Origin of the sequence: Mobilisporobacter senegalensis (assembly GCF_003752155.1) — a bacterium.
Lineage (GTDB): Bacteria > Bacillota > Clostridia > Lachnospirales > Lachnospiraceae > Mobilisporobacter > Mobilisporobacter senegalensis.
Map to the genome: position 1 here is coordinate 98,439 of NZ_RJVG01000010.1, position 21,362 is coordinate 119,800.

The following is a 21,362-nucleotide window of genomic DNA, read 5'->3' on the forward strand; positions in this document are numbered from 1 at the left end:
ATAATACCGTATTGATTTTTCTTACTTAAAATATAGGAACTACTGCTCCTGACCATTTTTCTTCAATAAATGCTTTTGCTTCTGCTGAAGTAACAGCTGCCACTAAAGCTTTTGTCTTTTCAGATTCTTCGTTCCCTGCTTTTACTGCAATGATATTTGGATAAGTAGTTGCTGCTTCAGAAGATGCATCTTCCACTAACAGACCGTCTTTACTTGCGGATAATCCTTCTGCAAGTGCATAGTTACCGTTGATAACAGCAAGCTCAACATCTTGCAATACTTTAGCCGTTTGTGCTGCTTCCATTTCAACAATTTCAAGGTTCTTAGGATTCTCAAGAATATCATTCTTAGTTGCATTAAGACCAATGTCTTTTTTCAATGTAATAAGTCCGGCTTTCTCAAGTAGTAATAAAGCTCTTGCTTCATTCGTTGTATCATTTGGTACTGCAATTTGTGCTCCATCAGCTACTTCTTCAATTGTCTTTATTTTACCAGGATAAATTCCAAGTGGTTCAAAATGGATATCTGCAACTCCTACAAGATTTGTACCATTCTTTTCATTAAAGTCCAGTAAATAAGGTGTATGTTGGAAAAAGTTTGCATCAAGACTTCCATCTTCTGTTGCAATATTAGGTTGAACATAGTCTGTATATTCCACCACTTTAATAGTGAATCCTTGCTCTGCCAAAGAATTTTTTACTGCGTCTGAATTAAGTATTGTTGCATGAGGCTCAATAGAAGCCCCCACGATAATTTCTTCTAATTCTTTATTGTCTGTTGCTTCCCCTGTTGTTTCTTCTGTCGTTTCTTCCGTAACGGCTTCGTTAGATGCATTATCTTGTTTTTCTGTTTTATTGGCACCACAAGCAGTGAGTAACGCTCCTGTAAGAATCGTTGTTGCTAGTAAAATACTAAATGTTTTAAATTTTTTCATATTAACTCTCTCCTTTACTTTTTTTGTCTAATTTTTTAGAAACTATATGCCCAATGCTTTGAATGATCTGTACGATTATGACCAGCAAAACAATTGTAACTATCATAATATCCGGTTGATACCTGTAATATCCAAAACGAATTGCAATATCACCAAGTCCACGGCCCCCCACTGCTCCTGCCATTGCAGTGTATCCTACAAGAGTAATTGTTGCCAGTGATGAACCCAGTACCAAAGATGGAAGAGTTTCTGAAAGCATGACTTTGAATATGATCTGTCTGTCATTAGCTCCCATCGCTTTTGCAGCTTCGATTACCCCATCATCAAGCTCTCTGAGTGAAGTTTCAACGAGTCTTGCTACAAATGGTATTGCTGCAATAATAAGAGGCACGGTAGCTGCTTTTGGTCCGATTGTGGTGCCAACCACTATCCTTGTAAAAGGCATAACAGCCACCAAAAGAATAATAAATGGAATAGATCTTCCTATGTTTATAATCCACCCTAATACTTTATTGAATAATGACATTGGGTGAATTCCGCCTTTTCTTGTAATCTCTGCAAGAATTCCAATCGGAACACCGAATATATATGCTACTATGGTTGCAGTAAATGTCATATATAATGTATCTAAAACTCCTTCAAGAAGCATTGGTCCATTGGCTTGGAAAAAAGCTGTCAAACTATTCATTTACAACACCTCCCAGCAGATTTTGTACAATTAGAGATGATTTATTTCCAAAAACCTCATCTGTATGTCCAGTCTCAACCACTTCAGATTTATCTAAAACTGCAACTTTGTTGCAGATTTCCTGAACTACATTCATCTCGTGGGTAATGATTATAATGGTTACTTTTGTTTCCTCATTAATCTTTTTCAATAAATTTAAAATAGATTTCGTGGTCATGCTATCTAACGCTGATGTTGCTTCATCACAAAGTAAAACAGACGGTTTTGTAGCCAGTGCTCTTGCAATTGCCACTCTTTGTCTTTGTCCTCCACTTAGCTGGGAAGGATAAACATCTGCCTTCTCCTCTAAATCAACAACTTTTAATAATTCATTCACTCTCTTCTCAATAGCTTCTTTTTTTAATTGCTTTTTCTTGAAATAATTTAATCTACGCCATTCTTCTTCTGCCATGCCCTCAATTTTAAATTCTCTTAATTTTGTAATTTCAAGGCCAAATGCTATATTTTTCTTTACACTTTTTTGCATTAGAAGATTAAAGTTCTGGAATATCATTCCGATATTCTTTCTTAACTTTAATAATTCATTTCCTCTTTTTGTAGTGATGTCTACTCCATCTATTTCAATGTAACCGCTGGTTGGCCTTTCTAAAAGATTAATACATCGGATCAATGTACTCTTTCCAGCGCCACTCATACCAATAATTCCAAAAATATCTCCATCTTCAATATCTAAATTTATATTATTAAGAACTACTAATTCGTCGTTCTTCATTTTAAAGATTTTCGTTAAGTCTCTTATCTTAATCATTAACCCACCCTCTAAAGTCTTTCTAAATTGATAACTATAACTCTTTTCTATGTATATAGTAATTTGGAATTTAGGAATTTTCTTTATATTATCTAAGTATATTTTAATTCCAACTAACTTGATAGGTTTTGTATGTTTAATTATTTATACTACCTAATTAATCATTTGTCAACAACTTTCTTACATTACCAAAACAACCCTCCCTTTTCCATTATCTACAAGTTATTAACTTACTTTACCTATTATCTGTCGTTTTTACTTGTTCCATACTATATCAAACATTCTATATAATTTCAATTATTTTTTCCTTTCCTATAAATTTCCTGCTTCTCTCATTGTACAATTTGGAAATTATGTTATAATACTCGTGAAAACAATTTTACTTGCTTGCAAGAGTAAAATTGTTCGCGGGCTCATAAATTCGTAGAATTTATGAACTATTCACGATAGGCAGATTAGTCCAAAAGACTCAGGGCATTTATCAAGCAAGCTTGAATAAATGTCATGAGTCTCTTGGATAAGTGCAACGTGAGAGAAAAAACAAAGTTTTTTCTCTCCTAATCTGCAGAACTTAATAATATGACGTAAAACAATTTTACTTGCTTGCAAAATTGTTCGTAATCTATCCACAATAAACAGATTAGCTGAAACGACGCTTTAATTTTCTAATCTGCAACATAACAAGGAGTCTGGCATGGGAGAACGTAATCTAACTTTATTAACTGATTTTTATGAATTAACCATGATGCAAGGTTACTTTAAAAACAAATCAAATGAAACGGTAATCTTTGATGCATTTTACAGAAGTAATCCAAGTGGTAACGGCTATGCAGTATGCGCTGGTTTAGAACAAATGATTGATTATATTAAAAATCTTCATTTTGACCAGGATGATATTAAATATTTAAGAGAACAAAAGATTTTTGATGAAGATTTTCTTGAGTATTTATCTACATTTCGGTTCACAGGAGATATTTATGCTATTCCAGAAGGCACTGTAGTATTTCCAATGGAGCCGTTAGTAAAAGTCATTGCTCCGATCATGGAAGCACAATTAGTAGAAACAGCAATTTTGACTATTATAAATCATCAAAGCCTCATTGCAACAAAAGCAGCCAGGGTTGCGTATGCCGCAAAGGGTGATGGAGTTATGGAATTCGGGTTAAGAAGAGCCCAGGGACCAGATGCCGGCACATTAGGCGCAAGAGCGGCTGTTATTGGTGGATGCATTGGAACAAGTAATGTATTGGCGGCAAAACTATATGATATTCCTCCCCTTGGAACCCATGCACATAGTTGGATCATGAGTTTTGAAGACGAATTAACTGCATTCAGGCATTATGCAAATCTATATCCAGAGAATACTACATTACTGGTAGATACTTATGACACCTTAAGATCCGGGGTCCCTAATGCAATCAAAGTCTTTTCTGAATTAAAGGAAGCTGGTAAAATGCCAAAGAAATATGGCATCCGTCTCGATAGTGGAGACCTTGCATACTTATCAAAAAAAGCTAAAAAATTGTTAGATGCAGCAGGTTTTACAGATGCTATTATTACTGCCTCCAGTGATTTGGATGAATATTTAATCGATTCTTTAAAAACACAAGGTGCTGCAATCAATTCCTGGGGTGTTGGTACCAATCTTATTACCTCCAAAGACTGCCCAGCCTTTGGCGGAGTATATAAATTGGCTGCTATAGAAAAAGATGGTATATTCATTCCAAAAATCAAACTTTCTGAAAACACCTGGAAGATTACCAACCCGGGTAACAAAACAATTTATCGTATTTATGATAAGGAAAGTGGTAAGATAAAAGCAGACTTAATCGCATTAATTGACGAAGAATTTTCCGAAGAGAATTCACTTATGATATTTGATCCTATCGAAACCTGGAAAAAAACATATTTAAGGCCAGGTTCCTATACCTTAAGAGAAATTTTGGTTCCTATCTTTTTAAATGGGGAATGTGTATATGAATCACCAAAAGTTATGGATATCAGAGCTTATTGCCAAAAGGAACTGGATACTCTCTGGGATGAAACCAGGCGTCTCGTAAATCCTCATAAGGTATATGTGGATTTATCAAAGAAGCTATGGACAATTAAGAATGAATTGCTGGATAGTATAAACGAATTTTATCATACAAGTAAATAATTATAGAAAACAAATAACTAATAAAAAATATTTAGAAGATTTTTAAAAAGGAACTATATGTCTCTAAAACATATGGTTCTTTTTTTAAATTATATAACTTTTATTTGACAATTATATTAATTTTTGATGAATTGATAAAAATTCCTTACATTCCTATAACTGGATATTCAGAATAATATTTTATTAAGAAAACCTTACATTTTGTATTTTTTTATAAATTTACTAGATTTATTCACTATATATGGTATAATATCCACGATGAGCAGATTAGTCCATAGACTTTAGGGCATTTACCAAGCTTGCTTGAATAAATGCCCTAAAGTCTATGGATAAGTGCAACGTGAGCGAAAAACGAAGTTTTGAGCTTTCAATCTGCGTAAACATTGAAGATAAGCAATGCTCCGAAAAAACTAACCACCACCACTAGGGGGGGACAGATGATGAAAAAAGTACTTTTTATTTTTGCATCCGTTTTTTTAGTCTGCTTTATTATATATAATCTATTTTCATCCCATTCACTGGCAAGTAACATATCAAAAGAAGATGAATATTATTATAATGAAGATAATAGCCTAAATGAGGACGGAACTATTATGACAAATAATAACTCAAAATTATTACATACAGAAGCTGTCGATACCGTCAAAGACAGTTACACCGTCATAGTCAATAAACAATACGCTCTCCCTGCAGATTATGTACCGCAAGATTTAGTTGTACCTGATGTCTTATTTAATTTTAACTTTTATGATGAGAAGAAGTTATTAAGACAAGTTGCAGCCACTGCACTTGAAGATCTGTTTAATGCAGCAAAAGAGGAAGGATTTACTTTATACGCTATCTCGGGTTATCGTTCATATGATAGACAAAAAGAAATTTATGATTCCAATATTGCAACGAAAGGTGAAGAATATACCAATCGTTATTCCGCAAAACCTGGGCACAGTGAGCATCAAACCGGTCTTTCTATGGATGTTTCTACAATATCTGTAGATAACAGGCTCGAACCTGTTTTTGCTTATACCCCGGAAGGTAAATGGCTGGCTAAAAATGCCCATCGCTTTGGATTTATCATCCGATATCCTGATAAGAAAGAATATATTACTGGTTATTCTTATGAACCTTGGCATGTGCGTTATGTTGGAAAAGATCTGGCAGAATATCTTTATGAAAATGAACTGACTTTAGAAGATTACTATGGTCTTGAACCATTTGAATTAGAAACTACAGAGATATCTTATGATAACGTTATAGATATTGATACTTCTACAGAGAAAAAAGAAATCCAGGAACCTACCAATGAAGAGATTGAAGAAATATCAAAAGAAGATAAAGAAAAAGAAGATAAAGAAGATGATGACAAAAAAGATACAAAGCAATCAGAAGATAAAAAAGCTAAGAACAAGGCGCCTTCAAAAGACACTGGAAAGAATAATGATTCCAAAGGGAATAAACCTGCAAAACCTGAAAATAATAAACCTGTAGAAACTGATCCAAAAACCGACCCGCCAGTGGAAGAAACAGTTCCTGATGAAGATGAGACACCAGTGGAAGATCCTGTGGAAAGTCCGGATGATTCAACCGGAGATCCTGAAATACCTGATACAGGTATTGAAAATCCACCTCCCGTTGATGGCACCATTGATAATACTAATACGACAGGTAATGCACCAACGAATGGTACGCCAAATAATAACATTAAAAAATAATTTGTTTTTAGAATACTTTTTTAGATTGGAGAATATCCTATGAAGACAATCTTTGTTTTATTGTTTTTACTATGTTTCTTTATTATTAGCATACCAATATTTTTCATACTATTTCTCATTGGAAAAATAAATCCATACCTTAAAGTAAAATACTCTCAAGCAATTGTTGTCTTCGCATTTAATATTATATTAAAATGCTGTGGTATTAAAAAGACAATAATTGGAGCAGAGAATATACCTAAGGACCAGCCTGTTTTATATGTATCAAATCATAGAAGTTATTTCGATGTTTTAGTTGCATATACTTCTGTTACTAGTTTAACTGGTTTTGTAGCCAAAAAAGAGATTGAGAAAGTACCTTTTCTTAGAGTATGGATGCGGAATTTAAACTGCCTTTTTATCGACCGTGAAAATGTACGTGAGGGATTGAAGACAATCTTAAAAGGTGTTGATCTTGTTAAAAATGGTTATTCCATCTTTATCTCTCCGGAAGGAACAAGAAATCATGGAACAGATATGCTGCCATTTAAAGAGGGAAGTTTTAAAATTGCTGAAAAATCCGGATGTCCTATCATTCCGGTATCTCTAAGTAATACAGATGAAGCCTTTGAAAATCATTTTCCATGGATTCGGAAAGCTCATGTCATTATTGAATTTGGAAAGCCAGTTCATGTAAAAGAACTCGATAAAGAACACCAAAAATTCTTAGGTGCTTATGTGCAAAATATAATTAAAGAATCCTTAGACAAAAATGCAAAGCTTGTATAAAAATTTATGAATTTCTATTTCAATTTATATGAAATAATGATACAATATTAGCATTGCATTATGATAAGGAAGGAGGTACATACATGAGCACGCTTACAATCGTTTTATTAGTTGTATTGGTAATTGTAATAGCATTATTAGTTGCTTTATATATTTATGGGAACAAAATGCAGAAAAAATCCGAGGATGCGCAAGCACAGATGAAAGTGGGTGCCCAAACAACCTCATTACTCGTAATAGATAAAAAACGTATGAAGTTAAAAGAAGCAGGTCTTCCACAGATCGTAATTGATCAGACACCAAAGTATTTACGTGGATCTAAAGTTCCAATTGTAAAAGCTAAAATCGGTCCAAAGATTATGACATTAATGTGTGATGAAAAAATCTTTGATTTGATTCCTGTGAAAAAAGAAATAAAAGCAGTTATGAATGGAATCTATATCATGGATGTGAAAGGATTACGTTCTAATCTTGAAGCACCGGTGAAAAAACAGGGTTTCCTAAAAAGAATGACTGCAAAACTTACAAATCAAAAATAATAAATATAGTTACGGAGCTTAAAATATTAAGCTCCGTTTTTTATGCAATTCTATCTAATTGAATAGAAATCAAATTTATCATTATAATAATCTTAAAGAAATTTAGGAGGTCAAATTATGGCTATTCAAATATTAAAAGCAGAAGTAAATTTAATGGAGAATTTGAAAGTAGAATGTTCCTCAAGAGGATTTTCTTTTAGATTAGATCAGTCAGAAGAGGGAGGAGGAGATAATACAGCAATGTGTCCCGGAGAGGCTCTGTTATCCTCTTTAGGAGGATGCAAATGCATGGTAGCAAGAATGTTGTCCAAATCCTCTAAAATCAGTCTTGAAAATCTAAGAATTGAATTAGAAGCTGATTTTGATCCCGATGGATTTACTGGAAAAAGTAAAGTCGCTAAAATTGGATTATCCAGAATTGTCACCAGATATTTCATTAAAGCCAATAATACAGAAGAAGAAATGAGGCAGTTTATTGAAAGAATAGAAAGTACATGCCCAATTAAGGATACCATTGAAAACCCACCAGAGATGAATTACGAAGTTACTATTGAATAAATGATATCATATATTGAATAAGAATAAAAAAAGAAGCCTGCCAGACGGATTTTGGCAGACTTCTTTCTTTATTCGCTTAATCTCTTCGATTTCACTTTAATTTGAATCAGGCATTCGGATACATAAGAGTAGTTTACATTTAAGTCATACTTAATCTGGACTAACATCTCATTCTCTTCTTCTTTTACCGATAAAGAAGTGGTATTTATCTGGATCATTAAATCTCCAAAAGGTGTATTATAATAAGTCATATTCTGCTTATTCTCTTCGAATACCATATGAACATTATTAACTCCTTTTTTCATAATATCTACTTGCTTGTCTGAAATTTTAATGGTGTTCTTTGTAACTCCCCTGTCTTCTTCTGATAATTCCTCAAATAAAACAAAATGTTTCCCATTTCGATTAAAGTATTCTCCTGCTGTAATTACTTCAACAGCCTCATCTTCATCAATCTCGAACTGAAGTCCTGAGATAGATACAAGTACATCTTTTGTCATAACATCTCCTATTTTGTAGTTATAGTTCAGCTATAAGCTCGATTTTCCGTTTCTCCATGGACGAATTATAACTAATATTGTTCAATATTGATATCCTTTGTTTCAAGAACCTCACAAGGAAGAATCGTATTTGCAAAAGCCTTAAATTTTTCTGCACCGTCACTTACAAAAAATCTATGTTCTGGTCGTTCTCTTGTACTCTCAATCTTATTGGTCATTAGAACGTCTTTCAAACTTTTTGCTGTTTCATAAGCTGGATTTACAAGGGTGATCTTGTCCCCCACTACCTTCTGGATAGTGTGCCTGATAAGAGGATAATGAGTACATCCAAGGACAAGAGTATCAATATCATAATGTAATAATTCGTCAAGGTATCTTCCTGCCATCTCATAAGTAATAGGGTCCTCCAAAAGTCCCTCTTCCACAAGAGGGACAAAAAGAGGGCAGGCTTTACCAAAAACTTTTACATTTGGATTAGTTTTACTTAAAAATTCATTATATATTCCGCTATTAATCGTTCCTTCCGTACCAATAATACCAATATTTCCATTCTTAGTTGTTTGGGCTGCTATCTTGGCACCTGGCTTTACTACACCGATAATTGGAATATCTATCTCTTTACTAATTGTTTCCAGAGCAAATGCGCTTGCAGTATTACATGCAATTACAACTGCTTTAATTTCCTTTGTCTGCAGAAATTTCACAATCTGTCTTGAGTATGTAATGACTGTTTCTTTTGACTTACTTCCATATGGAACTCTTGCCGTATCTCCAAAATATACAATTGTTTCATTTGGGATTTGTCTCATAATCTCTCTTGCAACAGTTAATCCACCTACACCGGAATCAAATACACCAATTGGAGCATTACTTGGCATCTTCTTGTCCTCCTACTCACCAAATCTAGCAAATGCTAACTGTAATAATTTTTCAATCAATTGAGGTTTACCGATGCCTTTTGCTTCCCAAAGCATTGGATACATACTAATTGAGGTAAAGCCAGGAAGTGTATTAATTTCATTAAATACCACTTCATTGGTGTCTTTTTCAAGGAAAAAATCAACTCTGGATAATCCGTATCCATCCACTGCTCTGAATATTCTCATTGCACTCTCTCTAACTTTATTTTCTACACCTTCTGGAACTTCTGGTGAGATTATAGTCTTTGATTCTGCATTATTATACTTAGCATCATAATCATAAAAATCTGCTGCTGCAACGATCTCGCCAATTCCAGATGCTTTTGGATCACTACCTCCAAGAACGGCACATTCAATTTCTCGTCCAATGATTGTTTCTTCTACAAGAATTTTTCTATCATGTATTATTGCATTTTTAAGACCAGTAATTAATTCGTCTCTATTATGTGCTTTTGATACACCCTGAGAAGATCCCGCATTTGATGGCTTGATGAATACAGGGTAAGTCAGTGTTTCTTCCACTTTCTTAACCACATCATCCATGTGATTTATCTCATTCTTTAAGACTGGAACATATTTTGCCTGCCTTATATTTAGAGCATCAACAATAATCTTAGTATATAATTTATCCATTGATATACTGGAGGCTAATACCCCACAGCCAACATAAGGAATCTTGGCCAATTCAAGAAGTCCCTGCACTGTCCCATCTTCTCCATAAAGACCATGAAGTGCAGGAAAAACTATGTCGACTTTTGCCACTGTTACCTTATTTCCTTCAATGAATAATATGCCGCCTTGGCTGGTGTCCGGGGATAAAATGGCCGTAATTTTACTATTTCTCCACACTCCTGATGTTATATCTTCAATGCTGTTTACTTTCAGCCATTTACCCTCTCTCGTAATTCCTACCATTATAATATCGTAATGTTCTTTGTTTATATTCGAAATAATCGTCGTTGCAGATACACAGGATACCTCGTGTTCAGAGGACTGTCCACCAAACAATACTGCTACTGTTCTTCTATTCATTGTATATCCTTTCTGTGAAATATAGATTGCAAATTCCTATTCATTATACCATAATGGGAGCATCTATATTTATAATTTGTTTTCCAAACCAAGCAAAATCAAGTTGTCTTGATTTTATTTGGTGCAAATTTGGGGAGCGAACTTGTTTTTCTTTCACTCTTTTTTCTATCTTTATTCGGAATATCTTAAATTTATTCAAGATTTTTGATATCCATGATAGCCTATGCTATATTCTATTATACAACTATTTAATATGTTTTTCTACCCCTGTTTCTCCACCAATGATCTAATTATTTCTTATCTAACCATTCTTTCATTACTTCCTGGACTTTAAATTTCGCTTTTACTTTTAACTTTCCTTCCTTAGCTAAAGAAGCATATTCATCCTCTGTCAGAACATATTTTAACTGTTCTTTAGACTTCTCCGGCACTACACTATATGTACCATCCACAAAACATAAAGGAGGAAACATCACACACCACCAATTCTTACCTTTGGCTTCACCAATCTCGATTCTTAAAGCTTCGTAGATCCCAGGAGGAAATGTCATATCACCATAAATTTTTGTTGGAAAATAGGTATCAGAAAGATTAACGTTTACTCCGTAGTCATAACCTTCCTCTTTTATAATATTCAGGGCAATCTGTGTAACAAGGGAAATATTTTGGTTCATAATATTTCTTGCTTCTTCAATATTCTCTGCTTCTTCTAAAGGCTCTTTCAGTCCTTCCACCACCGCATTTTTCACCTTAAGTTTTAATGCCTGGTCTTCGTCAGAATCACTGTTGGCAAGAACATGAAAACGTATGATTTCTTTTGCAATTCCTTCCTGGATAACTGAAGAAGCTTCCATAGCCTTACTATCCTTTAATTCTGGTGATGGATCAAATAAATAATATATGAATAATAAGACTGCAATAAAAATTGGAAACACTAAAAATATTCGGTTCTTTGTTATATTTATACGATTGATAATACTTTTTATTTTGTTCATATGTAGACCTCCATTTAATATATGTATATATTGCGATTATTCCCAATGACTTCATTTGGAAATATATACCGGTTAATATATTTGGAGTATGCACGGATAATTTAATTTTATACATCTAAACTTATTTTTTGTTCTAATAAAAATAATTTTGAATAAAATATTTAGTGTTTATTTAGTAAAAATACATGAAACTTATAAAGGGGAAATTAGAATGTTTAAAGAACTAGTCAACAGATTTATCTCTGAAGGAATTCCTTTCTTAGTTATTCCACAGAATAAAGAAAATGCAATACGGATTTCAACAGACAAAGCAAATATTATATTAACATCTCCAAACATGGCATTTATCGAGGCCTCAGGTGATACTACCCAGTTTGAAATGTTTGTAGATTCTAAATTTGAATCTATGCCTAAAATCTTATCTGAAAATAATCAAGTAATTAAGGTCTATAATAGCGAAACTATTGGCAACCTGCTAGACGATTATTTTTCGTTGTTATAGAAAACAGTTCTCTTTATCATTAAAAGAAACTATATATTTTCCAAAAATATATAGTTTCTTTTTAAAATACTCTGCAGATATTGTATTTTGCAACAATTCTTATTTATATTTATTATTTATAATATAAAGTCCCATGTGTTGAATCTGTTTATTTTGGTATTCCCACTAATTTATCTTCTTGTACATCAATTAAAATCGTATTACCTGCTCTTACATCATCCGCTAAAATCAGTCTGGCAGTTAACGTCTCCACATTCTTTTGCAGGAATCTTTTTAAAGGTCTTGCACCATAGATTGGATCATATGCATGTTCTACCACATAATCTTTTGCTGCTAGAGTCAGTTCTAATTTTAGTTCTTTATCGGAAAGGCGATCATTTATATCATCAATCAATAAATTGATAATTTCTGCAATATTATTCTTTGTTAATGGTTTAAACAGAATGATTTCATCCAGGCGGTTCAGAAATTCAGGTCTAAATGAATTCCGCAGATCATTCATGACCATTTCTTCGCTTACCGGGCTAATATCCCCATTCTCATTAATTCCTTCTAAAAGATAATTTGATCCGATATTTGATGTCATAATTAATATTGTATTCTTAAAATCTACCGTTCTGCCTTGGGAGTCTGTAATACGTCCATCATCTAATACCTGGAGCAGGACATTAAATACATCTGGATGTGCTTTCTCTATCTCATCAAATAGCACAACGGAATATGGTTTTCGACGAACTGCCTCTGTTAACTGGCCCCCTTCTTCAAATCCTACATATCCCGGAGGAGCTCCAATCAATCGTGATACTGAAAATTTCTCCATATACTCACTCATATCAATGCGGACCATATTCTGCTCATTATCAAATAAACTTGCTGCCAGGGTCTTGGCAAGTTCTGTCTTTCCAACACCAGTAGGACCAAGGAATAAGAAAGAACCAATTGGTTTTGTTGGATCTTTGATCCCTGCCTTTGATCTTAGTATGGCTTCCGATACTTTCGTGACACCTTCATCCTGACCAATTACATGTTTATGGAGTTCTTCATCCAGATGCAGTGTTTTATTACGCTCACTTTCCGTTAATTTAGCAACTGGGATTCCGGTCCATCTTGAGATGATCTTTGCGATCTCTTCTTCCGTTACACTTTCATGTACCAGAGTCCTGTCTTCTGTCTTAACTCTTTCTTCCTCTTCTTCTAATTGTTTTTTTACCATAGGAAGTTTTCCATATTGTAATTCAGCAGCTTTGTTTAAATCATAATTACGCTGTGCTATCTGTATTTCATTGTTGATATTTTCTATTTCTTCTCTTAATCTCTGCACTTTCTCAACAGATGCTTTCTCACTATCCCATCTTGCTTTTGCGCTCATGAATGTATCTTTTAATTCTGCTAATTCTTTTTGAAGAATCAAAAGACGATCTCCGCTTAAACGGTCCGTTTCTTTCTTAAGAGCCGCTTCTTCAATCTCCATCTGCATAATTCTTCTTTGTATATCATCAAGCTCTGTAGGCATGGAATCAAGTTCTGTTTTAATTAAAGCACAGGCTTCATCTACAAGATCGATTGCTTTATCTGGAAGAAATCGGTCTGATATATATCGATTTGACAAGGATGCGGCAGATACTAAAGATGCATCTGTTATTTTAACCCCATGAAATACTTCATAACGTTCTTTTAGACCTCTAAGTATTGAGATAGTGTCTTCAACAGTCGGTTCAGCTACCATTACTGGTTGAAAACGTCTCTCAAGAGCTGCGTCTTTCTCAATATACATCCGGTATTCATTCAATGTGGTGGCACCGATACAGTGTAATTCTCCCCTGGCAAGCATCGGTTTTAATATATTTCCTGCATCCATGGAACCTTCTGTCTTACCTGCCCCAACAATAGTATGGAGCTCATCTATAAACAATATGATTTGACCTTCGCTTTTCTTCACTTCTTCTAAAACTGCTTTTAAACGTTCTTCAAATTCTCCACGATATTTAGCTCCAGCAACTAATGCTCCCATATCAAGAGCAAATAACTTTTTGTCCTTCAATCCTTCCGGAACATCTCCACGAACGATTCTATGGGCAAGCCCCTCTACTGCTGCAGTCTTACCAACTCCCGGTTCACCAATCAATACCGGATTATTCTTTGTCTTTCTTGATAAGATGCGGATCACATTTCGTATCTCGCTGTCTCGTCCAATGACCGGATCAAGTTTTCCGTCCCTTGCACGCTCGACCAGATCATACCCATACTTTTCTAATGTTTCATAAGTAGCCTCGGGATTATCACTGGTCACTCTCTGATTTCCCCTTACAGTTGACAGTGCCTGTAAGAAACGATCTCTTGTTATTCCAAAATTCCTGAATAATTCTTTGATTCCCTTATTGGGGTATTTTATTAAGCTTAAGAAGAGATGCTCTACAGATACATATTCATCTCCCATATGTTTTGCTTCATCTTCTCCGCTAATAAGTACTTTATTTAAATCATTACTGATATAAACCTGTCCTCCCGATACCTTCACTCTCTTTTTTAAAAGACCTTCTACCTGTGCCAGAAAGACATCAAGATTGATATCCATCTTTGTGATCAGCTTTGCAATCAGACTATCTTCAATGGTTAACAAACTATATAAGAAATGCTCTTGATCAATCTCTTGATTGCCATATTCATATGCCACTTTTTCACAGCCATTTACTGCCTGCATTGATTTCTGAGTAAATTTATTTATATTCATGTGATCTCCTCCTATTTAGATATACTTTTCTAATTTATAACTTTTATATTTTGTTTGTTCTATAACTAATATAACATTTATAATAAAATAGTCAAGTACTTTTTATGCTATTTATGCATTTTAATTTACCCTATTTTTAGTATGTGAATATTTTAAATATATAAGAATATATTTAAACAAATATTTTATGTGAAAGATCATTTTAAAAAATGAAAGAGCATATTTTTATACGTGTGAATCAAAATGAGGAAGTTTCCGAAAGAAATTTAAATCCGTCCGATATTTATATTCAACAAGGTTATCAGATTCAGGTGTTTGCAAGTGGTCTGAATTCACCAGTCAGTATGGTTTTTGATGAGGATGGATCCATCCTTATTGCTGAATCAGGATTAACTGATGAAAATCCCAGAATTCTTCGGCTGGTAGATGGACGATTTGAAGTTATTGCTCAGGGCTTTAATGTCCCCATATCAGGGATTAATTATCTAAATGGTGAGATATATGTGTCTCATAGAGGTTATGTTACCAGAATACAGAGAACTGGTGAAAAGCAGCATATCATTATAGGATTGCCAAGCAATGGTGATCATTTAAATAGTCCCGTTACTTTTTCTCCAGATAATAAATTATATTTTGGACAAGGGACAGTGACTAATTCTGGAATAGTAGGAAATGATAATGATTGGGTAACAACTTCACCTTTATTATGTGACTACCCTGGGGATTACATTATGCTCCATGGTCAAAATTATGAAACGAATAATATTCTAACAGATGTTTTGACTGATGATGTGGCAAGTACAGGAGCTTTTTCTCCTTATGGAATACCAAATCTGCCATATGAAATCAGAAAAAAATATATAAAGGCTTCCGGAAGCATATTAAGGTCTAACTTAAACGGGTCAAATCTAGAGCAGGTAGCCTGGGGATTTCGTAACCCCTCCTTCATGAAGTTTGATGATGGCGGTAAATTATTTGTGGGAAATAGCGGCTATGAAGCTGTAGGAAGCAGGCCTATTGAAAACGCAACCGATGATTGTTACTATGTGGAGCAGGGTCTATGGTATGGATGGCCTGATTATTCTGGTGGTGAAGCAGTTAATTTACCAAGATTCACTCCTGATGGGGGAATTCAGCCTGAATTACTGCTGAAAAATCAACCAAATATTCCTCCAAGACCTTTTGTCTCATTTCCATCCAATACAAATATCAGGGGCTTTGACTTTAATTATAACAGAGACTTTAGTACCTATGGAGATTTGTATATAGCTGAATATGGCAGCACTGTACATTCCCGGGTGGGCGATCCTATCTCCTATGCCGGGGCAGGGCACAGAATATCCCGAATTGATATGAAATCCAGAACAATTAGTACCTTTGCCATCAACAAATCAGGATTTCCATCCTCCATATCCAGAGAGGGAGGATTTGAAAGACCAACTCACTTAATCTTTGGTCCAGATAAAGCCATGTATATAGTAGATGTGGGATTGAATATAAGAAATAATCCGAAGACATTTATTCCTAATACCGGCGTTATATGGAGGGTAATTCGAACCGATTCTATGTAAAGATATGTCTTCCAAATTAAGAAAATAATCAATGAAAGGACATCCGTTAAAACAACTGTCCTTTCATTTTAAGTTCTATTTATTTATTATAATTATAATAATTTCATTAATTGGGCAATATCAGATACAATGTAGGTCGCCCCTGCCCTTTCCAGTTCTTCTTTACTTCCATACCCATAAAGTACTCCGATTGAATCAATTCCAATTTCAATAGCTCCATTAATATCATGTTTTCTATCCCCAATCATAACTACTTTGTCCTTATCACTGATATTACATTGCTCTATGGCATATGAGATGACTTCTGCCTTCCTTGAGCGCTCTCCATTTAATTCGCTTCCAGCCACAAAATCAAAATATTCCAGTAAATTAAAATATTCTAATATTTTAATAGCATAATAGGTTGGTTTTGATGTTGCAACGATTAGTTTTTTTCTATCATTCTTTAAAGAAGATAGCATATTTTCTACGCCATTATAAACTTCATTTTCAAATAATCCCTTCTCTCCGAAATATTCCCGGTACTTTTCCACTGCCAGTCTGGCTTTCTCTAGACTAAAGCCATAGAATTCCTGAAAGCTTTGTGCTAATGGCGGCCCGATAAAGGGAGTCAGCAGGTCTAAATCTTCTACTGCTATTCTAAATTCATTCAATGCATAGGCTACCGATTTTGTAATACCTGTTTTAGGATCTGTTAAAGTTCCATCTAAATCAAACAGGATATATTCTTTGTTCCATTGATACTGATTGTTTTCCATTTGTTTAATCCTCCATTTGTTAATACTGTAATGATCGATTATACTTCCTGCTGCTATATACTATTAGTATACTCTAACATAATATCCTGGTCTGGTAAAATAAATAAGATCAGGATATTTTTAAAAAATTATTATAAAAAATAATTGACATGTTTTTCACATAATGTTATAGTGTGTATATAGTATATATACACTATAACACTTATTATAATCAATCCTGGGCACTTATAATAAGTGACACCACTTAAAGGAGATCACGTACGTGGATATAATTATAAGCAATTCAAATGAGAATCCAATCTATGAGCAAATATATTCCCAGATTAAGAATTTAATCCTTAATGGAACTCTGAAAGAAGGAGAAGCACTCCCATCTATGCGCTCATTAGCAAAAGATTTAAGAATCAGCGTAATCACAACCAAAAGGGCGTATGAAGAATTAGAGCGGGATGGTTTTATTGAAACAGTTACAGGAAAAGGCAGTTTTGTAGGAAGTAATAACTTTGAGTTTATTAAAGAAGAACATTTTAAAATTGTGGAGGAAAGTCTATCAAATGCTATAGAAATAGCCAAATTATGTGATTATGGTTTAGAGCAGATGATTGAATATTTAACTCTGTTATATCAAGAGAAATAGCTATGTTTGGGAGGTAAATAATGGAAAATTCTTTAAAAATATCTAATTTAACAAAACAATATGATGGATTTCATTTAGATCACATAAATCTTAACTTAAAACAAGGAAGCATTATGGGATTTATCGGTGAAAACGGTGCCGGTAAAAGTACAACAATCAAATCCATAATTAATCTGGTTCATCCTGATGAAGGCGATATTGAGATACTGGGTATGAATATGAAAGAGAATGAATCAGCCATTAAAGAGCAGATTGGAGTGGTGTTTGATGAATGTCATTTTCATGACTCTCTCACCTCTTTAGATATTAATCTCTTTATGTCCAAAATATATTCTAATTGGGATGAGAAAATATATTTTAATTATCTTAAGAGATTCAAGATTCCTGAAAAGAAAATTATCAAGGAATATTCCAGAGGTATGAAAATGAAACTATCCATTGCAGTTGCACTTTCACATAATCCTAAATTATTATTGCTGGATGAAGCAACCAGTGGATTAGACCCGGTTATTCGCAATGAAATTCTCGATGTTTTCTATGATTTCATCCAGGATGAAGAACATTCCATATTAATGTCATCCCATATTACAAGTGATTTAGAGCAGATTGCTGATTATATAACTTTTATTCACGAGGGCAAAATTGTCTTCTCCGATTCTAAAGACAATATACTGGATAATTATGCTGTTATAAAATGTTCAAAAGCAGATTTCACATTAATTGATTCTTCTTATATTGTAGGAACAAGAAATAATTCATATTCTTATGAAATTTTAACTAATAGAAAGTCAGATGCTAAGAAGAACTATAAAAATCTAGTGATAGATTCTGCTTCTTTGGAAGATATCATGCTATTCTATGGCAAAGGAGGAGTAGAAAAATGATCGGTTTACTTTTAAAAGATGTCTTAGTAAATAAAAAATATTTATATATCACATGTGGTGTAACATTATTTTATATATTTTATGGAATCATGCTGAATAATACAAATTTCTTTATTTCTTTCCTTATGCTATTTGGTGTTATGTTCATATTATCTACTTTCACTTATGATGATATGGCTGGATGGGATATGTATGCACTTTCCATGCCCACATCTAAAAATAAAATTATACTTGCGAAGTACATCCTTTCTCTAATTTTTACATTTTTTGCAGGCATTATTGCAATCATTGTTAATATAATTACAGAACTAATTGAAAAGAATACTGTGACCCAAGAAGCATTAATCCCTATCTGGACATATATTGCCCTTGCTTTGCTGTTTAATAGTCTTCAAATACCGCTCGTAGTTAAATTAGGCTCAGATAAGGCTCGTTATGCTATTTTATCAATTCTTTTTATTCCTTCTTTATTACTTATGTTTATAGGCAGACTTGGAAATATAGATTTCCTGAAACAGTTGGAAATAATACTTGAAAAATATAGCAGCCTTTTGCTTTATCTATCTCCATTTGGAATATTGATAATTTTATTTATTTCAATTAAAATATCCATTCATATCTATAGTAATAAGGAATTTTAACTTATAGAATTCTAATCACATTTTAATTATATTAATGTTGATAATCCCCGTATATTTAGCTATACTATGTTAATAAATAAACGCTATAGTATGATATGAAGGGAGTAAAATTATGATTATAACCACAACACCAACCATCGAAGGCAAACAAATAACAGAATATATGGGCATTGTATTTGGAGAAGTAATATCAGGGGTTGACTTTGTAAAAGACTTTGCTGCCGGACTCTCCAATTTCTTTGGAGGCCGATCTGGAACTTATGAAGAAGAATTAATACGTGCCAGAGAAAATGCTATGAGAGAGATGGAACAACGGGCTGCTTCTATGGGTGCAAATGCAATAGTAGGAGTAGATGTTGATTATGAAGTTCTTGGAACCAATAACGGTATGCTCATGGTAACAGCTTCAGGCACTGCAGTAAGATATAATTAAATAGTAAAAAGTAAGGATGTCAAAATATAAATTTGACATCCTTGCTTTACGAAAGAATATGATTCTAATTATTTATGCCATAAATACTGAATTTATGTTTCGTTCCTTCAATCTGACTGATCCAGAATTCTCCATCACCTATCATAATGCCATACTGATTCACAAAAAACTCTTCTACCTTTTGATTTATAAATACTTTTTTTAAATCTTCACTCATTATGCTGTCAAAATTCTTAATGAACTCACTCTTATCTTTAATCTCAACTTTTTTTCCATCCACATTAACCTTTATAGGGTATGCAATATAATCTGCAAAAGTATCCTTATCATTATCCGATAATGCAATTCTAAGTAACTCAAATGTTTTATCAAGTTCATCTGCATCATCGATTCCTGCTGCAGAATATCGATTTGGTTCTTTGGAAGCCTCATTACTTTCATTCTTCGTATTCTCTTTTCTAAAGCTTTCAACTTCATCTGTGAGCCTGTCATCATTCTTCCTTATTACTTCCATGAATTCCCCTAATTTTCTTAGATATTTGCTATCAATACTTTGAGTCAATGCAATACCAAATGCATTGTTTGCCTTTTCATCGATTTTCTTTGTTTCATAATCAAATAGGGGTGTATTATTTAATCCATGCATTGTTATAAATAGATAATTATCATATAAACTTGTGATATCTTCCCTTTTCCCTGAGTCTGGATAGCTGCTTAAAAATCTTTCCAAGGATAAAGCCCGTTTTACAACTTCATCCCAGGTAATTACTAAGGCTGCATCTTTTGCAAATATATGATCTGATTCCACAGACATAATATCTATATAATCTTTAATATCAGGGGTTGCATAAGAACTGAATTGTTTATAAAAGGAATAGTCGATTACCGGGAAATAATAACCTTCTGCAGTTTCAATTCTATACCCGTTTTCCCTTGATTCTGTAACCAATTGCTTTATCGTTTCATCTTTTATGGACTCTGCCTGATTAAAATCTATTCCCTCTGTCCCTAATTGATTAAATTCTCCCTGTATCTCTTCCGGTAAATATTTTTCTTCTTCTGTATTCTTACTGTTCTTCTGTAATTCTTCAAAACCGATGATCATAGTTGATGCTTCTTCTTGTGTTATACTTTTAATATTCTCATTCATAAATGCAGCAACTTCTTTTAAACTAACATTTTCTTTAAGGACAAGATCGTTGAATTCTTTCATGATGTCTTTGTCAGTTTCTTTATTCTCTGATGACTGTGATTCTTGGCTTATCACAGGTTTTGTACTGTTTAAATTATCTTCCTTTGGTGCGCATGCCGTTATACTGATTATCGTTAATCCTAATACAATAATATATATATTCTTCTTCATATGGTGTCTCCATTTCCATTTATTATAGCTTTTTAGCTATCTAAAAGTATATCACGATGAATAATTATATACTTTACTATTTTATAAAATATTTATTACAATTTAGAGAAATTAAGTTAATTTTTTATATAAGAAAAATTCTAAGTATATATTAGTCATTTTTTATAAATAATATTGACAAAAAATAGTAATGTTAATATAATGTCAATATTAGACAGGTTATATCAATTTAC

Annotated in this window: 21 protein-coding genes; 11 read left to right on the forward strand and 10 right to left on the reverse strand. The window is 33.4% G+C overall.

From position 1 onward, the window contains the following. Positions 1–25: 25 nt before the first annotated feature. Genes EDD66_RS14760 through EDD66_RS14770 form a run of 3 tightly spaced genes read right to left on the reverse strand, consistent with a single transcriptional unit; the run spans position 26 to position 2,430 of the window. Entirely contained in the window at positions 26–934 is a 909-nt protein-coding gene (locus EDD66_RS14760) for a MetQ/NlpA family ABC transporter substrate-binding protein (RefSeq protein WP_123610349.1), read from the reverse strand. A gap of 1 nt (position 935) precedes the next feature. Further along, positions 936–1,622 carry a methionine ABC transporter permease gene (locus EDD66_RS14765; RefSeq protein ID WP_123610350.1) on the reverse strand — a complete coding sequence of 229 codons (687 nt, stop codon included), beginning with the start codon at positions 1,620–1,622 and terminating at the stop codon, positions 936–938. Then, complete coding sequence (locus EDD66_RS14770) at positions 1,615–2,430, reverse strand: methionine ABC transporter ATP-binding protein (protein ID WP_123610351.1); 816 nt, start codon at positions 2,428–2,430, stop codon at positions 1,615–1,617. The genes EDD66_RS14765 and EDD66_RS14770 overlap by 8 nt, the downstream gene beginning before the upstream one ends. Before the next feature lie 694 nt (positions 2,431–3,124). On the opposite strand from EDD66_RS14770, the gene EDD66_RS14775 reads away from it, so the two are divergent. From EDD66_RS14775 to EDD66_RS14795, 5 genes are all read left to right on the forward strand, one after another. Next, positions 3,125–4,588: a nicotinate phosphoribosyltransferase gene (locus EDD66_RS14775; protein ID WP_123610352.1), complete on the forward strand. Its 1,464-nt coding sequence runs from the start codon at positions 3,125–3,127 to the stop codon at positions 4,586–4,588. Between the two features lie 437 nt (positions 4,589–5,025). Further along, on the forward strand, positions 5,026–6,297 hold the full coding sequence (locus EDD66_RS14780; protein WP_207667802.1) for a M15 family metallopeptidase: 1,272 nt from the start codon (positions 5,026–5,028) through the stop codon (positions 6,295–6,297). A gap of 39 nt (positions 6,298–6,336) precedes the next feature. Further along, a complete protein-coding gene (locus EDD66_RS14785; protein ID WP_123610353.1) occupies positions 6,337–7,065 on the forward strand; it encodes a lysophospholipid acyltransferase family protein in 729 nt (242 codons plus the stop codon). Positions 7,066–7,148: 83 nt separating this feature from the next. After that, on the forward strand, positions 7,149–7,604 hold the full coding sequence (locus tag EDD66_RS14790; RefSeq protein ID WP_123610354.1) for a hypothetical protein: 456 nt from the start codon (positions 7,149–7,151) through the stop codon (positions 7,602–7,604). Positions 7,605–7,721: 117 nt separating this feature from the next. Next, positions 7,722–8,162: an OsmC family protein gene (locus tag EDD66_RS14795; RefSeq protein ID WP_123610355.1), complete on the forward strand. Its 441-nt coding sequence runs from the start codon at positions 7,722–7,724 to the stop codon at positions 8,160–8,162. A gap of 68 nt (positions 8,163–8,230) precedes the next feature. Here EDD66_RS14795 and EDD66_RS14800 read toward each other — a convergent pair whose 3' ends face one another. The 4 genes from EDD66_RS14800 to spoIIR all read right to left on the reverse strand — a co-directional run bounded on the left by EDD66_RS14800 (position 8,231) and on the right by spoIIR (position 11,609). After that, complete coding sequence (locus EDD66_RS14800; protein ID WP_123610356.1) at positions 8,231–8,662, reverse strand: DUF1934 domain-containing protein; 432 nt, start codon at positions 8,660–8,662, stop codon at positions 8,231–8,233. A 71-nt stretch (positions 8,663–8,733) separates the two neighbouring features. Continuing rightward, the gene (gene murI, locus EDD66_RS14805; protein WP_123610357.1) at positions 8,734–9,540 is read right to left on the reverse strand and encodes a glutamate racemase; all 807 of its coding nucleotides are present in this window, start codon (positions 9,538–9,540) and stop codon (positions 8,734–8,736) included. 12 nt (positions 9,541–9,552) lie between these two features. After that, positions 9,553–10,614: a D-alanine--D-alanine ligase family protein gene (locus tag EDD66_RS14810; RefSeq protein ID WP_123610358.1), complete on the reverse strand. Its 1,062-nt coding sequence runs from the start codon at positions 10,612–10,614 to the stop codon at positions 9,553–9,555. A 290-nt stretch (positions 10,615–10,904) separates the two neighbouring features. Further along, the gene (spoIIR, locus tag EDD66_RS14815; RefSeq protein WP_123610359.1) at positions 10,905–11,609 is read right to left on the reverse strand and encodes a stage II sporulation protein R; all 705 of its coding nucleotides are present in this window, start codon (positions 11,607–11,609) and stop codon (positions 10,905–10,907) included. 211 nt (positions 11,610–11,820) lie between these two features. Between spoIIR and EDD66_RS14820 the strand changes: the two genes are divergently transcribed. Then, positions 11,821–12,111, forward strand: coding sequence for a hypothetical protein (locus EDD66_RS14820; protein WP_123610360.1), 291 nt, complete (start codon positions 11,821–11,823; stop codon positions 12,109–12,111). 148 nt (positions 12,112–12,259) lie between these two features. On the opposite strand, the gene clpB is transcribed toward EDD66_RS14820, so the two are convergent. Further along, on the reverse strand, positions 12,260–14,842 hold the full coding sequence (clpB, locus tag EDD66_RS14825) for an ATP-dependent chaperone ClpB (protein WP_123610361.1): 2,583 nt from the start codon (positions 14,840–14,842) through the stop codon (positions 12,260–12,262). A 209-nt stretch (positions 14,843–15,051) separates the two neighbouring features. Here clpB and EDD66_RS14830 point away from each other — a divergent pair, with 209 nt between their 5' ends. Then, entirely contained in the window at positions 15,052–16,413 is a 1,362-nt protein-coding gene (locus EDD66_RS14830) for a PQQ-dependent sugar dehydrogenase (RefSeq protein WP_123610362.1), read from the forward strand. A 92-nt stretch (positions 16,414–16,505) separates the two neighbouring features. Here the strand turns inward: EDD66_RS14830 and EDD66_RS14835 are convergent, their stop codons facing one another. Further along, positions 16,506–17,171 (reverse strand): HAD family hydrolase, encoded by a 666-nt coding sequence (locus EDD66_RS14835; RefSeq protein ID WP_123610363.1) that lies wholly within the window; start codon positions 17,169–17,171, stop codon positions 16,506–16,508. 262 nt (positions 17,172–17,433) lie between these two features. Between EDD66_RS14835 and EDD66_RS14840 the strand changes: the two genes are divergently transcribed. The 4 genes from EDD66_RS14840 (at position 17,434) to EDD66_RS14855 (ending at position 19,766) form a co-directional block, all read left to right on the forward strand. Continuing rightward, the gene (locus EDD66_RS14840) at positions 17,434–17,808 is read left to right on the forward strand and encodes a GntR family transcriptional regulator (RefSeq protein ID WP_123610364.1); all 375 of its coding nucleotides are present in this window, start codon (positions 17,434–17,436) and stop codon (positions 17,806–17,808) included. Positions 17,809–17,828: 20 nt separating this feature from the next. Next, positions 17,829–18,692: an ABC transporter ATP-binding protein gene (locus tag EDD66_RS14845; protein ID WP_123610365.1), complete on the forward strand. Its 864-nt coding sequence runs from the start codon at positions 17,829–17,831 to the stop codon at positions 18,690–18,692. After that, on the forward strand, positions 18,689–19,333 hold the full coding sequence (locus tag EDD66_RS14850) for an ABC-2 transporter permease (RefSeq protein ID WP_123610366.1): 645 nt from the start codon (positions 18,689–18,691) through the stop codon (positions 19,331–19,333). The genes EDD66_RS14845 and EDD66_RS14850 overlap by 4 nt, the downstream gene beginning before the upstream one ends. A gap of 112 nt (positions 19,334–19,445) precedes the next feature. After that, complete coding sequence (locus tag EDD66_RS14855; RefSeq protein ID WP_123610367.1) at positions 19,446–19,766, forward strand: putative heavy metal-binding protein; 321 nt, start codon at positions 19,446–19,448, stop codon at positions 19,764–19,766. A gap of 64 nt (positions 19,767–19,830) precedes the next feature. Here the strand turns inward: EDD66_RS14855 and EDD66_RS14860 are convergent, their stop codons facing one another. Continuing rightward, entirely contained in the window at positions 19,831–21,129 is a 1,299-nt protein-coding gene (locus tag EDD66_RS14860) for a hypothetical protein (protein ID WP_123610368.1), read from the reverse strand. Positions 21,130–21,362 lie beyond the last annotated feature (233 nt).